We start from the raw sequence: 14,189 nt of genomic DNA on the forward strand, positions 1-14,189 counted from the left end.
TATCTTTCTCTTTATTCGCTTTTTCTTCTCTCAACTTCAGTTCAGTCTGTAGCTTCGCAATCGCTTGCAGTCTTCCAAGCGTTCCAGTCTGTGCTCGATTCTTTCCAACCACTTCGTAACGATCGTCATTTGTCCCTCAAGCTGATCGGTTCTTTCTTCGAATTTGTCCAGTTTCTGGTAGATACGTTGCATATGCGCGTCCATGTCTCTTTGGTTGTCCTGTTTTCCCGGCGTCATAGGTCACACCTCCTCCGTCCCTTGTAATACCTTGTTTATGTCAGGCGCAAAGCCATTGCTTGTACGGTTATCCCTTCCCTTTGCTCCGGCGCGCAAAAAAGGCTGCGCGCTTGAGTTTTTCCAAATCTTTGCTGATGCGCTACAATAGAAGGATGACCGATTGCCATTCGTTATGGTGAGAAGGAGGAAACCATGACAGCCTTGCTGGAAGTAAACAACGTGACAGGGGGTTACTCCCCGAGCCACGCTGTCATCAAAAATATTTCGTTTGCGATTCACTCCCACGAGATCGTCGCGCTGATCGGGCTGAACGGCGCGGGGAAAAGCACGACCATCAAGCACATTCTCGGACTTTTGCAGCCGCTGGACGGCTCGATTCAGATTGCGGGCCAATCGTTTCAATCCGCGCCGGACAGCTATCGGCTCTCTTACGGCTACATTCCCGAATCTCCCATCTACTACGAGGAGCTGACGTTGTGGGAGCACATCGAGCTGATGGCGATGAGCCACGGCTTGGACAAAGAAGAGTTTGCCAAACGGGCCGAACTGCTGCTCAAGGAATTTCGCATGGAAGAGATGAAGAACCGCTTCCCCCAGCAGTTTTCCAAAGGGATGCGGCAAAAGCTCATGATTATGATGGCGCTGCTCGTACAGCCGCCGCTCTACATCGTGGACGAGCCGATTCTCGGCCTCGACCCGCTCGGCATCCGCGCCTTGCTGACGTGGCTGCAGCGCTGCAAGGAACAGGGCGCAGGCATTCTGATGTCCACGCACATTTTGGCTACTGCGGAAAAGTATTGCGACCGCTTCATCATTTTGCACAAAGGGGAAATCAAAGCCCAGGGCACGCTGGACGAGCTTCGCCAGTTCACAGGGTTGTCCAATCACTCCCTGGATGACATCTATTTGCAGATCGTAGAGGATGAAAAACAGTGAAGATAGATGCGGATCAATTGTTTCGGAAGAGACTGCATGCCTTTTCCACGGAATTTATCAGGTATGCGCAGTACATGGCTAATGGCGGCGTCCTGTTTATCGCCGTCTTTCTTACCGGATTGCTGTCCCTTTATTACCGCGGAATCATCGCAATGATTCCGCCCTGGTTCCCGTTGGCGCACGGCCTGGCGCTGGTCATTGCCCTTTTCGTCACGCGCAGCCCTCACCGCACCTTTTTGCTGGAAGCGGACCTGCTCTTTCTCACTCCGCACGAGACGCGGCTGGGCGGTTATTTTCGCAAAGCGCAAGTCTACAATTTCGCTGTCCAGAGCGTCGGACTGTTCGTGCTTTTGCTCCTGCTTTCGCCCGTGTACGCGGGCGTTGTCGGGGCAACTGGGGCGCAACTGTGGCTGTACTGGCTGGTTCCGTTTCTGTTGAAGGGCTGGAACGTTCACAGTAGCTGGATATTTTTGCGGCTGTCCGCGAAAAAAACGGAGCGGCTGTACACGCTCGCCCGATTCGGCTTGTCGTATCTCCTGCTCGCATGGGTGCTCAGCGCGGGGCAGTTTCTCAGCTTCAGTCACGTTCCTTTTGCCGGCGTGATCGGCGCGGCTCTGCTCGTCTGGCTGCATGTGCAAATGCGCAAGGTCCAGGCCGGGCTGCCGCTGCAATGGTACCGCCTGCTGGCGGTGGAAAATCGCTTGCGCCACCGCTTTTATCAAATCATGAACAACTTTCGGGATGTTCCCGCCTTGCAGCGCCAGGTAAAACCGCGTTTTTGGCTGACGGCCCTGACGCAGCTTGTGCCCTACAGCCAGGCGAATACAGCGCGGCATTTGTACGTCAAAACGTTCCTCCGCTCCGGCGAGCTGGCCGGGATGTACGGGCGGCTGGTCCTGATCGGCGCCGCGCTCATGCTGCTTCTGCCCAGCCTGCTGGCGAAGACGGTTGCGGCTGCCCTGTTGCTGCTGATGACAGCAAGCCAGCTCAACGGCCTCTGGCGGCAGCAGAGCAAGCGAAACAGCGAGCTTTTGCTCTTCCCTGTCCCCTCGCCTGTGCAACGGCGCGCGTTTGTCTGGATACGCTCGATTTTGCTGCTGCTTCAAGTAGCTGTGCACGTCGCAGCGGGCATGTGGTAGCCCGCGCGAAGCGAGATGATCGCCTGCAAAAAAAACAGCCTTTCGCCAGGACTTGGAGCCTGGGCGAAGGGCTGTTTTCGTATCGCAGCATGCCAGCGTTCGGTGGCTGGGCTTACAAGCGGAATGTGTCCACTTTTCTGCGCAGCTCCTGGATGCTTTCTGTGACCTCCTGAATTTCGACGACAAACTGGTCTACGTTGCTGCTGACTTCGTGAATGGTGGCCGATACTTCTTCGGTGGCGGCTGCCGTCTGCTCGGAAATGGCGGTGACGGTCAAGACCGATTCGTTCACCTTGTTTTGACCGTGCTTCATCGTTTCCACGCTGGACATGACGTTGGCAAGCGACGCCTTGAGCGTGTTCGTCATATTGGACAGCTCCGTAATTTCTTTTGCCACCGTATCGAGGCGCTCTGTTCCGGCGTTGTAGCGGTTCAAAGTCGCGTTCGTCTTTTCCGCCGCCTGCTTCACCTGGTCCTGGATGTCCTTGATGCTCTCCTGAATGACCAGCGTCGCCGCTCCCGTCTGCTCGGCCAGTTTGCGCACCTCGTCGGCGACTACCGCAAATCCGCGGCCCGCCTCCCCGGCGCGCGCGCTTTCGATGGCTGCGTTCAAGGCGAGCAGGTTGGTCTGTCCGGCGATTTGCTGGATCGTTTCAATCACGTCATTGATGCTGCGCGATTTTTCTTCGAGAATCGCCATTGTATTTTGCACTTCGTGGAACTGGTGGTTTGTTTCCGTTCCGTCGGCGAGAAACTCTTGCAGCACCTGATAGCTGCTCTGTCCGATGTCAGATACCTGGTTGGACACCGCGTCCATCGCTTCGATCGCGCGATTCAGCTCGGACAGCTCGCTCAAAAATTCCTGTACCGTCTGCACGGCTGTTTCCATCGCGGTAGCGGTCTGCTCATTGCCGGAAGCAATTTCCTGGCTCGTGATGACGATGTTCTGGTTTTGCTCGCGAACAGACGATGCGCCTTCGCGGATGGAGACAGCCATATTGTCAATGCTCTCCGTCGTCTCCTTGACGCCGCCGATGATCTGGCGCAGTTGCGTCGTCATCTCGCCGAATGCCACCACAATGCGGCCAATCTCATCATTTCTGTTCGCAACCGGAATTTGCGTCTCCGTCAGGTCCCCACCCGCAATGCGCGTGGACGCCTCCTGGACAACCCCCAGCGGACGCAACATTTTTTTCACCACAAAGTAAACGGAAACAAGCGCAATCACTGTGAGAACAACCATGGAGGCGATAATGCGCGGCATAATTTCAGCGAGAACCTGCTCGTTTATTTGCTCAACCTTTTCTGCTGCCGTGTCGACGCCAAGCACGGCGATGACTTTTCCGGATTGGTCCTGAATCGGCGCAAACGCACTGAGGTACGCTCCGTACACCGGATCGTGCACGATTGGCGTACTGCTGGTGCCACCCTGAAGCACTGGCGAAATGTCAGCGAACGTGGTCGAAGTTGTAGGCTGACCGATCGTGAAGTTTTCATCCCCCAATCCGTCCACCATGATCTTGACCTTTTCTCCATCGGCCTGGAGGATGTAGACGTAAAGTGCCCCGGTCTTCTCCACATAATCTTTCAGCGTATTTTGCAGGAACTGATAATCGTCATTTTTCTCGGGCTGGGCCAAAAATTTCGCCAGCTTTTCAGAGTCGATCCCTGCGGCAATATGCGTAGCGGTTCCAATGCTTGAGCGTGAAAGCGTACGTTCAACGGTAGTAGCGCTGTTTGAGTTAATCATGAAAATATTGACGGCCATCGTAATCACGACAATCACAGCCACGAGCGCAACTACACGACTAGCCAGGCTCTTGCTCATCCTTGCTCACTTCTCCTTTGCCTTATACGATAGATTGACAGATCATTCCCAGGAAGACACCTCTGCAAACAAAAAACGCCCCAAAGGGCGCTTTTTGCCAAAACACTCCCTATTTATCTTATCGACAAAAGGCAGCCTAATTATTAACAAATTTGACTTCCGGCGTAGCCACGATCAGGAAGCGATGGTTGGGAATATCGACGTAACCGAGAGGCTCCATCCGCTTTTGCAGGTCCAACAGCGCTTCTGCGTATTGCTCCACGCTGAAATCGCGAATTTGCCATTCGATCGCCTTCAAATAGTACACAATCGCTCCTACGTCATAGAAACGGGTGAAGCTCATTTCTTCTTTTTGCAGCAAAATGGCAAAGCCTGCTTCCCGCAACTGCTCGGTGGCAAATGCCAGGTTCCAGTGCAAGTAATCCGGCGGGATCGGCGCCCCCAGCAAGCGGTTCAGCTCCAGATTATCCTGCCCGCCAACCTGCTGTGTGACAAAGGCTCCGCCGGGCGCAAGCAGCCGGAGAATCTCTTCGGGCAAATACGATTCGTGCCGATTAATGATAAGCTCGAACGATTGATCTTCAAAAGGAAGCTCATCCTCGCCATCCGCCTCGATCACCTGAATGCCCAGCGGCTCCAGGTTTGCCCGCGCTACCCCTACGTTTGGCGCATACCCTTCCGTGGCAAATGTCCGCGCAGGGTGCGGCTGCAGCAAAGCCAGCAGCTCTCCCCCGCCTGTGCCCATGTCGAGCATGGAGCCGATGCCGTTCATGTGCTGCTTGACCACGCTCGGATAGTTCCAGGACAATGGAGCTTCCTGCATCCTCCCCGTCTCGGTCAGCCGTTGGAAATTCCATCCGGCAAACGGCGCTTCCACTTCGCGTCGCATAGCTTCGATTTCTTTCTGTTTGTTCATTCTTGTTCTCCTCCTTTTTTGTAGACGGCAAGCTGTTTGCAAAAGCCCGTCCATTGAGGCGGAGAACGGCAGCGAAAAGAGCGTTGTTATGTTTCCACAAAATCAAAAGACATGCTGTCTGTTCCCCTTTCCTTTTTGTTATCCGTCCTGAGTCGGAGGGAAAATACTGCCCGGGTACGTTTGGTTGACTGCCGAACCTCTCTATCATGTAAGAATGGAAAGCTTACGGGAGGAATTATTCTATGGCAGATTTTGAAGTGCTCGCCGGGATCCATCAAGGCTTGTTTCTCGTTTTGGTTTTCACTGCGCTGATCCCTACGCTTAAAGCCAAGGCGCTCGTCTATCAGCCAACCAGACGGGCGCTGGCAAAAAAGGCACGCTGGACACTGTTTTTTGTCTGGCTGTCCGTACTCGCATTCGCCGGACAACTGTTTGTCACTTGGGCGTTTTTTCAATCCTTTGGTTGGCTTTACATAAGGGATAAAGCGCTCGGCTTCCTGCCCCTGATGGTCGTCCCTTTACTCTCTGTTCTATTCATTTCGCTGCCCCGCTTGTGGCAACTGGCGGCAAAGCTGGACAAGTCCAAGGAGAAGCCGTCTTACATCGTGGATAATCCCGATCTGTCCTTGCTCTCCGAGGACGCCGCCGCTTCGGAAATGGCGGAACTGCTTCCAAGCGACAACGCACAGCCATCTGATCCTGAACTGGTCGATGCGGATTTGCGAAAAGTGGCGTCAGCCCCCGAGCTGATCGTTCCGTTGCAGGCGTCTGTCCTCGGCAGCTTGACGGCCTGCTTCCTGCAATTTTTCTACCCCGCTGTCACCTTGGAGCCAGCGATTCTCCTGCTCGCCTGGGGCGTGCTTGTAGCAGGCACCTCAGCACTCTGGATCATGCAATCGTGGCGGCAGCAGCGCTGTTTTCGCCCTGGAGAATGGAAGCCGCCTGCGCCGTTTTTGCGCTTTTTGCGCGGAACGGCAGTTCTGTTGCTCGTGTCGGCAGGAATCGTCTTCTGGGGCAATCAGGCGCTGCTTGCCAGCAAATTGCCTGAGCAGTTCAAAATGACAGATCATACGAACATCGACACCGGACACGGCACGGGGCTGTTTGCTCACGCGCAATCGGCCCATGCCGGGCACGACCGCGCTTCTTCCGCCATTCAGACGGTGAGCGTGGCGGACTTGACCGGACCGCGCGAAGGAGAAGCCGATCGGCAATTCAAGCTGACTGCCCAAAAAGCCACCGTGCGGCTGCCCTCCGGAAAAACGATGGAGGCGTGGACTTTTAACGGGCAATACCCGGGCCCAGAGCTGCGCATCAAGCAGGGCGAGCTGGTCGAGGTCGTGCTGGAAAACAAAGATATTGCCGATGGCGTCACCATTCACTGGCACGGCCTGAACGTCCCCAATGCCGAAGACGGCGTAGCCGGAGCGACACAGGACGCCGTGCTCCCCGGCGAAAAGCACGTCTATCGGTTCATAGCCGAACAAGCCGGGACGTTTTGGTATCACTCGCACCAGCAAGCATCGGTCCAGGTGCGAAAAGGACTGTTTGGCGCTTTGGTGATCGAGCCTGCGGCAAGCGCGCAAGGAGCGGACTCCAGCATTCGCGATCTCACGGCCATTCATCATAAACCAAAAGGCGAAGGCGCGACGATCAACGGCGCTGACACGCTTGCGATGCAAACGGTTTCGCCTGGCACTCCGGTAAGACTTCGCTTTATCAACGCGGAAAACCTGCCTGTCACCTACCAGCTTTGCGGCAGCTCGTTTCAGGTTGTAGCCATTGACGGCAACGAAGTAAACGAGCCGAACCTGATCGCCAACCAGGCATTGGAGCTGGCGGCTGGCGGCAGATACGACCTGTACTTCACCATGCCGGACCGCCCTGTGTTGTTCGCGCAAGCCGGAAAAGGGAAGACGGGGGAAAAAGGGCTGCTGCTCAGCCCGGACGGCCGCGGAGAGTCGCCTGCCCTGCAAGACAATTTGCCGCTGTTCGATCCCGCCCGTTACGGTGCGCCGATGGCGTTGCCCTTTGACTCGAACTCGCCTTTTGATCGCGAATACCAGATGCTGTTTGACGTCGCCTTCGGGATGTACGACGGCCGCTTTGACGGCCTGTGGACCATCAACGGCCAGGTGTTCCCCTATACGCCCATGATGATGGTGTCCGAGGGCGATCTGGTGAAAATGACGTTCGTCAACCGCAGCTTCATGGATCACCCGATGCACTTGCACGGCCACCACATGCTAGTGCTCACGCGTAACGGCAAGCCCGTCACAGGAAGTCCATGGTGGACGGACACGCTCAATGTAGCCCCGGGCGAAACGTATGAAGTGGCTTTTCGCGCCGACAATCCCGGCCTGTGGATGGATCATTGCCACAACCAGGATCACGCCGCGCTTGGCATGAGCATGCACCTTTTGTACGAAGGGGTAACCTCCCCTTACGAAGCCGGTCACGCAACCCGCAATCATCCGGAATAATCGTTTGGAACAAAGGCAGCCTGGCATACAGCAGGCTGCCTTTGTTCTATGTTCTACCGCGTACAAAAGGCCTTGGCGACTTACGGCTTGCTCCGCCGCTTCTTGGCCGCGAGCAGCCTGTTCAACGTGTCGTCTGCATCCTCGCTCTCTGCGCGAGCTTGCTGCTGTGTTCGCGCCGCTGCTTCCGGCCTGTTTTTCGCTGGCTCCACGGCTGCCCGTACTTGTGACGCAGGCTTGGCCTTGCCCTCCTGCTCCTGCACAGCGGCATCCGGCCGCAAGCGCGTCAGCACAGCGCGCCTGTCGGAAAGCCTGTCAAACACGGCTTGCTGTCCAGCCGCTGCTGCTGGTGCTGACCGCCTGCGCCACAGGTTCGCAAGCTTGGCCCACCACTGTTCCGGCAGTTGCAGGCGGCGCACGGCGATGTCTACTGGCAGCAGCAAGGCCGAAAGCATCAGTAGCCATTCGCTGATCGACTGGGTATCCCATTTCTCGGGAAGCTCCCCGCCAAATACTTCCTCCGGCTCGGCAATCTGCTTGCCGCCGCCCGCGAGCAGCCACGTGCGCAGCTCTTTTTCCCCGTCCGGCGTCATGCCGTACTCAGGCGAGTAAGAGACGGTCAGTCCTGTCGTTTGGCTCGCCAATACCCGTCCCTGCGCTTTTTCCGAAATCTGGATCATATACGTGCCAGGCTCTGCCGTCTCAAACTGGCCTTCCAGGACGCCGGGCGCAATCGGCTTCAGCTTGATGACTTCGCGCTGCATCTTCTGGTTGAGCACGACCGCCTCCAACTCTTGCGGCAGGCTCTCCCCGGCAGGCATCGTCACTTTGACGCTGCCTGTCGCTCCGTTGATGCTCGTTTGCGTCTTCCACTTTCCTTCGGCAACCTGCGGAAACGTCCAGGCGACCACTTCGTTCCAGAGCCGCCCGTTGCCGATCCAGTCCGGCGCCCATTTGCCTTCGAGATCGCTCGTCCAGGCAACAGAGCGGCCAAGCCCGTATTGCCAGCGGGTCAAAATCGGATCGTCATCCGCGCTCAGAAGTGATGTCTCCGCCGTCTGTTTCGCCGTCGTCGCCACGTACGCCCGCAGCGGCGGCAGCGCGTGCTGCAGGCTCGGCCACATCCCGGCTCCCGTCACCTCCGGTATTTGCGGCTTTTCCACAATAAACGTGCGGCTGGCCAGCGCCGTTTCCTTGCTGAAAATTTTCGGAATCGACTCGGCATCGTTGGCAAAGTAGTAACGGCCATTTCCCGCCTGCGCAATCATTTCCAGAAGCTGCATGTCTGCGTCATCGCCGACCGCGACGGTGGACACCGTAATATTTTCGGACGTCATCTGCTGCAAAAGTCCCTGGTAATCGTCCTGCATGCCGGACTGTCCATCTGTCAGCAAAATGACGTGCTTACGCTGCGTGTTCATTGTTTTTACCCGTTCGTACGCCAACTGCAGCGCCGGGTAAATATCCGTTCCGCCATCGGCGTAGATGCCGCCAATTTGCTGATGGATCGTCTCCTGCTTCGTGACCGCCTGGGGCGCAACCACTTCCCACGGACTGCCGTCAAAGGCGATCACCCCGATGTAGTCTTGCGGATTCATCATGGTCGTGGCGCGTATCGCCGCTTCCTTCGCTAGCTCCATTTTGTCGACGCCCTTCGCATCGGCGCTCATGCTGCCGGATTTGTCGATCACCAGCTCTAGCCCAAGCGAAGGAAGCTGTTCTTTTCCGCGCAAATCCATGTGCACGGGCAGCGCCTCCTCGATCGGCGTCTGGAACCAGCCGCCCATCCCAAAGCTGTCACTGCCCCCTGTCATGACCAGACCGATGCCCAGGTCGCGGACAGCCGTCCGCATTCGTTCCATGTCGGCATCGCTCACCTGTGTTGCAGGCAAATCGGCCAAAACAATCGTCGCGTACTGCTTGTAGCCTTCCAGTTCCTTCGGCAGCATGGCAAGCTCGCGCAGTTCCACCTGCATGTTGCCCGCCTGCAGCGCCTCGATGAGATTTTTTGCCGCGCCCGGGTGGCCCTCGACGACGAGGACGACTGGAGCGCCTGCCACTTGTGTGTAGGCAGCCGCCTGGTTGTTCGCCTGGACGGTATCGCGGCGCGGCTCGATTTCGACGCGGTAGCGATGAAAGCCTTGCTCCATCGCCTTTTGCGAAAAGACGAAGCGATTGTGCCCTTTATCAATCTGAACCGTTTGCTCGCCTGCTGCGCGATTTCCTTCGTACAATCGCAGCGTCGCTTCGGTAGCGAGCGTACTGTCCACATCGACCGTGATCGCGTATTCCTCGCCAGCGTACAACCGCTGCGGAACCTGCACGGAGGACAGCACGACCTCGTCTCCTTGCGGCTGTTGCAAAGAGACAGCCTCTACGCCGATGCCGCGCTCCGCAGCCAGTCTCGTTTGCCTGGCTGCATCTCCGCTCGTCGCGATGCCATCCGTGAGCAGCACGACTTTGCCTCGGGTGTTGCTGCCGATCATGGCCGCAGCGAGCCGAATCCCTTCTGCGAGATCGGTCGCCTGGCGGTTTACTTCGACGCCGAGCGGCGCAAGTTCTGCGCGCGTCGTCAGCGGCTGATCGACCGCCGCTTCCGCTCCGACGGCAACGATGGCGTACTTGTCCTCCGGGCGCTTTTGCCCGATGGCCTCACGCAAAAAGGAGAGGACACGCGGATCGTCCTTCATCGAGGCGGAACGGTCCACGACAAACACAACCGTTTTCGCCTGAACAGGGGTGAGCAGTTGCGTACCTGCCAAAGCGAGGACGAGCAGCGCAAACAGGACGAAGCGAATCGCGGAAATGACGGCTTTGCGGCTTGCGGGCATCTGCTTTTGTTTCTGCCACCAGCTTGCGACGAGGTACGCTGCAGGCAGCAGAAGCAGCAGAAGCCATGGCTGTGTAAAGTTAATACCCACGCTGGTACACCCTCCATTCCACCAGCAGCACAAGCAGGACGAGCGCCGCCAGCCAGTACGTCAGCTCCTGCGTACCTGTCGCGCTTGCCGCTTGCTTGTCTCCTTCGCTCTGTCCGGTCGAAACGCCGGAGACACTGAGCGTTTTTGGCGTAATATCCGATTCGGCATCGCTCATTCGCACGGAAAAATAGCGGCTGACCGTCCCCGTATCTGCCGTCTCGTCAATCCGGTACAGCCCGAGCTGCTCGGGCACTTGCATCGTCCAGACGGTCCCTTCCGCCGCGATCGGCTGCTGCTGTCCGTTTGGATAGGTCACGCGCCGCTCTATTGCGCCCGGTGTCAGCGGGATCGTGAGCACATCCCCGGGATGACTTGTGGCAATCGGCGTCGCCTGTGCAGGCGAGAGCCAGTTCACGACGTTTTGCATGAAGATGGGAAAAGCCGGACGCAGCGGAAAATCGGAATTGTGCAGGTCGAAGGCAATGACGGCGATTCTCCGGCCGTCCACCACGCCTGCCCGGACCAGCTCCACGTCGCCCGCACGAACTACTGCCCTCATCCCCGGCATTTCCCCCAGTACCGCCGCTTTGGCAATATGCACCTCGCGCCAGTCCACGTATTTGAGCAGCGGATCGTCTGCGGATACCGCTTGCGGTCCTTGATTCAACTCTTGTTCTCCCGCGAGCGGCAGCCAGTCCGTTTTCCTGTCGGGCGCAATGACGAGAATGTTTCCCGGCGGCAGCTTGTCCGGCACTTCGCCGTCAAATACCCACAGATCGCGTGCTTCCGCATTCGGCTCGGGAGCTTTCTGGACCGTTTCCACCTCCATGCTGCCAACCGTCTGCATGACCTGATGCAAAAAGCGGTTGCCCGCCGGGGTGTAGAGCACGACTTTTCCTTTGCTCGCCGCAAAGGGCACGCTCCAGATCGCATTGTCTTCCATCAGACTATCCTGCTCCGGCTCGATCACGGCGCGATAGGCTGGCGACTTCGGCAGCTCCTTGAACGAAAAAGTCTTAGAGCCGGACGCTTCGATCGCAAAAGAGTCGGTGTCCAAAAGCTTGCCTTGGTCGTCAAAAACAGTCACGGTTCCCCGCGACTGCGCGCTGCCGTAGTTGTCCACGCGCAAAAGCGCCTCTGTGCCTTGTTGCCCAGGCTGCGTCACGAAGGCAGCAATGCCCGCATTTTCACGCGACCGTCCCATCTGCACGAACCGGAAGCTCGCGGACGAAGCCGGAAGCGCCTGAGGAACAAGCTTGTGCTCGGCATGTCCATCCCCGAGCCAGATGACCCCGCTTCCCGGCTCGTTCGCCGCGATGGCTCCCGCCAGCGAAAGCGCAGACAGCGGATCGGACGCCCCCAAATTGGCCGTCAGCTTCCCCAGCGCCGCCAGCAGCTCCTGTTGGTCTGCGCTCTTGGACACGAGCACATTCGGCTCGCTTCCCGCCGCGATCAAGGTCATCGTCTGCCCGCTGCCGAGCTTTTCTACCAGCGCCTTCGCCTCAGACACAGCCCGCGCCAGCCTCGTCTCTTCGCCTTCCTTTGCCAGCATGCTGCCTGACGTATCGACGACGAGCACGGTATGCTCGGCCGCAATCCCTTCCGTCGGCAGCGCCGGTCTGGTCAGCGCCAACACCAGCAAACATGCCGCCAGAAGCTGCAAGATGAGCAGCAGGTTGCGCCGCAGCTTTTCCCACGGCCGCACCGCTTCCCAGTTTTGCAAGGTGCGCTGCCAGAGCAGCGTGCTCGGCACGACACGGTCCTCTACTTTTCGCTTGAGCAGGTAGAGGACGATGATGGCCGGGATTATCAGCGCGAACCACAAGTTGCCCAAACCCATCCACTGCATAGTTGTTCCTCTCCCTCCTCTCTAGCGAATCATGCCCGCCTGCCGAAATACGTGAAAGACGATGGATTCCAATGATTGCTCCGCCTCGATTCCTGTAAAGGCGATTCCTCTCCCATAGGCAAAGGCGGCCAGCTCCTGCCGATACTCCTGCAAGCTTTTCTGGTACTCGGCGAGCAGCAGTCCGGTCATGGACACTTCTTTTGCCTGACTCGTCTCTGCGTCGATCAGGCGCAGCTCTCCCGCGTAGGCAGGCTGCAGTTCTTCCTGGGAAAGCACCTGCACCAGCGTCACTTCCTGCCGTGCTGCCTGCAAGTAAGCCAGCCCTTCTGCGTATCCCGCCGGAAACAAAAAGTCGGACAGCACAATCGAAATCCCCGCTTGGCCCCGAACCGCGCCCGGCTGGCGGAGCGCGGCGTGCAGATCACCCGTGCCGCCTTCTTGGACCGATGATAAAAAATGCAGCAGCCTGTGCGCCTGGCCTTTGCCCTGCAACCCTTGCAAAGACGCGACGATGCGGCTGTCGAAGGCGTAGACGGAGACGTGATCGAGCTGGCACAGCGACAGGTAGCCCAGGGTCGCTGCAATCTGGACCGAGCGCGACAGCTTGCTCGGCTGACCGTAGCTCATCGAGCGGCTGCAATCAATGTACAGGTTCACGTGCAGCTCGGTTTCATCCAGGTACTTTTTCAAAAACAGCTTTCCGGAGCGCGCATACGCATTCCAATCCAACTGCCGCAAATCGTCGCCCGGCACGTACGCCCGAAAATCGGCAAATTCCATCGAGCTGCCGAGCTGTCTGGACCGCCTCTTTCCCGCGCGGTTGCCGCTGACGGCTTTTCTCGTCGCAAGCTGCAGCCGTTCCAGCCGGGCCAGCCACGACGGGTCAAGCAAGTGCTGACTCATGCTTTTTCCCTCGCCAGCGCAGTCAATATATCGCGGACGATCTGGTCGGCGCGCACGCCGCTCGCCTCGCCTTCAAAGTTGAGGAAAATCCGATGGCGCAGGGCCGGCAGCGCTACCGCCTCCACGTCCTCGTAGGCGAGATTGTAGCGTCCCGCCAAAAGCGCGCGCACTTTTGCCAAGGAGACGATCGCCTGCACGCCGCGCGGACCTGCTCCGTTTCTCACGTACTGGTTGACCGAGGCGACGGCCTGCTCCCCTGGATGGGTGGCGAGCAGCAGCTTGACGGCGTAATCGAGCACCGCGTCTGCCACCAAAACTTCGCGGGCCGCCTGCTGAATGTGGGCGATCTGCTCCCCCGAAGCCACCTTTTCCACCTGCACAGACTGTCCGGTCGTCGTCCGCGTCACGATCGTTTTCAACTCGTCTGCCGTCGGGTACGGCACGTCGATTTTCAGCAAAAAGCGGTCCATTTGCGCCTCCGGCAGCGGATAGGTCCCTTCCTGCTCCAGCGGGTTTTGCGTCGCCAAAACGAAGAACGGCGCAGGCAGCGGACGAGTGACGCCCCCTGCGGAGACGGTGCGCTCCTGCATCGCCTCAAGCAACGCGCTCTGCGTCTTGGGCGTCGCCCGGTTGATCTCGTCCGCGAGCACGACATGGGCGAAAATCGGCCCGTGCTGGAACTGGAACGACTGCTGCCCTGTCTCGTCTACCAAAAGAATGTTCGTTCCGGTAATATCGGTCGGCATCAGGTCAGGCGTAAACTGGATGCGCTGAAACGAAAGCTCGAAGGCTTGGGACAACGTTTTTACCAGAAGCGTTTTCCCCAACCCGGGAACGCCCTCCAACAGCGCGTGCCCGCCTGCGAAAACCGCCCACAAAAGCTGCTCGACGACGTCTTTTTGTCCCACCAGTACTTTTCCGATTTCCTGCCTGACGAGCTCTACCCGCTGCAGGCAATCCTCAATTGTTTGCTGTGCCAC

10 protein-coding genes are annotated in these 14,189 nt (G+C 58.0%); 3 read left to right on the forward strand and 7 right to left on the reverse strand.

What is annotated here, in order from left to right; genetic code table 11:
- Positions 1–36: 36 nt before the first annotated feature.
- On the reverse strand, positions 37–237 hold the full coding sequence (locus tag AC3WJN_RS10060) for a hypothetical protein (RefSeq protein WP_260507410.1): 201 nt from the start codon (positions 235–237) through the stop codon (positions 37–39).
- A gap of 192 nt (positions 238–429) precedes the next feature.
- On the opposite strand from AC3WJN_RS10060, the gene AC3WJN_RS10065 reads away from it, so the two are divergent.
- Positions 430–1,173: an ABC transporter ATP-binding protein gene (locus AC3WJN_RS10065; RefSeq protein ID WP_005830689.1), complete on the forward strand. Its 744-nt coding sequence runs from the start codon at positions 430–432 to the stop codon at positions 1,171–1,173.
- Complete coding sequence (locus tag AC3WJN_RS10070; protein WP_327953640.1) at positions 1,170–2,312, forward strand: ABC transporter permease; 1,143 nt, start codon at positions 1,170–1,172, stop codon at positions 2,310–2,312. The genes AC3WJN_RS10065 and AC3WJN_RS10070 overlap by 4 nt, the downstream gene beginning before the upstream one ends.
- A 112-nt stretch (positions 2,313–2,424) precedes the next feature.
- Here AC3WJN_RS10070 and AC3WJN_RS10075 read toward each other — a convergent pair whose 3' ends face one another.
- Both AC3WJN_RS10075 and AC3WJN_RS10080 read right to left on the reverse strand, forming a co-directional pair.
- A complete protein-coding gene (locus AC3WJN_RS10075) occupies positions 2,425–4,140 on the reverse strand; it encodes a methyl-accepting chemotaxis protein (RefSeq protein WP_005830685.1) in 1,716 nt (571 codons plus the stop codon).
- Positions 4,141–4,276: 136 nt separating this feature from the next.
- On the reverse strand, positions 4,277–5,056 hold the full coding sequence (locus AC3WJN_RS10080) for a class I SAM-dependent methyltransferase (protein ID WP_005830683.1): 780 nt from the start codon (positions 5,054–5,056) through the stop codon (positions 4,277–4,279).
- 242 nt (positions 5,057–5,298) lie between these two features.
- Here AC3WJN_RS10080 and AC3WJN_RS10085 point away from each other — a divergent pair, with 242 nt between their 5' ends.
- Positions 5,299–7,539, forward strand: a complete 2,241-nt coding sequence (locus AC3WJN_RS10085; RefSeq protein ID WP_005830681.1) for a multicopper oxidase family protein — start codon at positions 5,299–5,301, stop codon at positions 7,537–7,539.
- A gap of 80 nt (positions 7,540–7,619) precedes the next feature.
- On the opposite strand, the gene AC3WJN_RS10090 is transcribed toward AC3WJN_RS10085, so the two are convergent.
- Genes AC3WJN_RS10090 through AC3WJN_RS10105 form a run of 4 tightly spaced genes read right to left on the reverse strand, consistent with a single transcriptional unit; the run spans position 7,620 to position 14,189 of the window.
- Positions 7,620–10,457 carry a VWA domain-containing protein gene (locus tag AC3WJN_RS10090; RefSeq protein ID WP_007782964.1) on the reverse strand — a complete coding sequence of 946 codons (2,838 nt, stop codon included), beginning with the start codon at positions 10,455–10,457 and terminating at the stop codon, positions 7,620–7,622.
- The gene (locus tag AC3WJN_RS10095; RefSeq protein WP_007782966.1) at positions 10,447–12,306 is read right to left on the reverse strand and encodes a vWA domain-containing protein; all 1,860 of its coding nucleotides are present in this window, start codon (positions 12,304–12,306) and stop codon (positions 10,447–10,449) included. Before AC3WJN_RS10095 ends, AC3WJN_RS10090 begins: the two co-directional genes overlap by 11 nt.
- Positions 12,307–12,327: 21 nt before the next feature.
- Positions 12,328–13,209 carry a DUF58 domain-containing protein gene (locus tag AC3WJN_RS10100; RefSeq protein ID WP_005830675.1) on the reverse strand — a complete coding sequence of 294 codons (882 nt, stop codon included), beginning with the start codon at positions 13,207–13,209 and terminating at the stop codon, positions 12,328–12,330.
- On the reverse strand, positions 13,206–14,189 hold the full coding sequence (locus tag AC3WJN_RS10105) for an AAA family ATPase (RefSeq protein ID WP_007782969.1): 984 nt from the start codon (positions 14,187–14,189) through the stop codon (positions 13,206–13,208). The genes AC3WJN_RS10100 and AC3WJN_RS10105 overlap by 4 nt, the downstream gene beginning before the upstream one ends.

It is taken from the genome of Brevibacillus sp. FW306-2-1A-C05A, assembly GCF_058781555.1.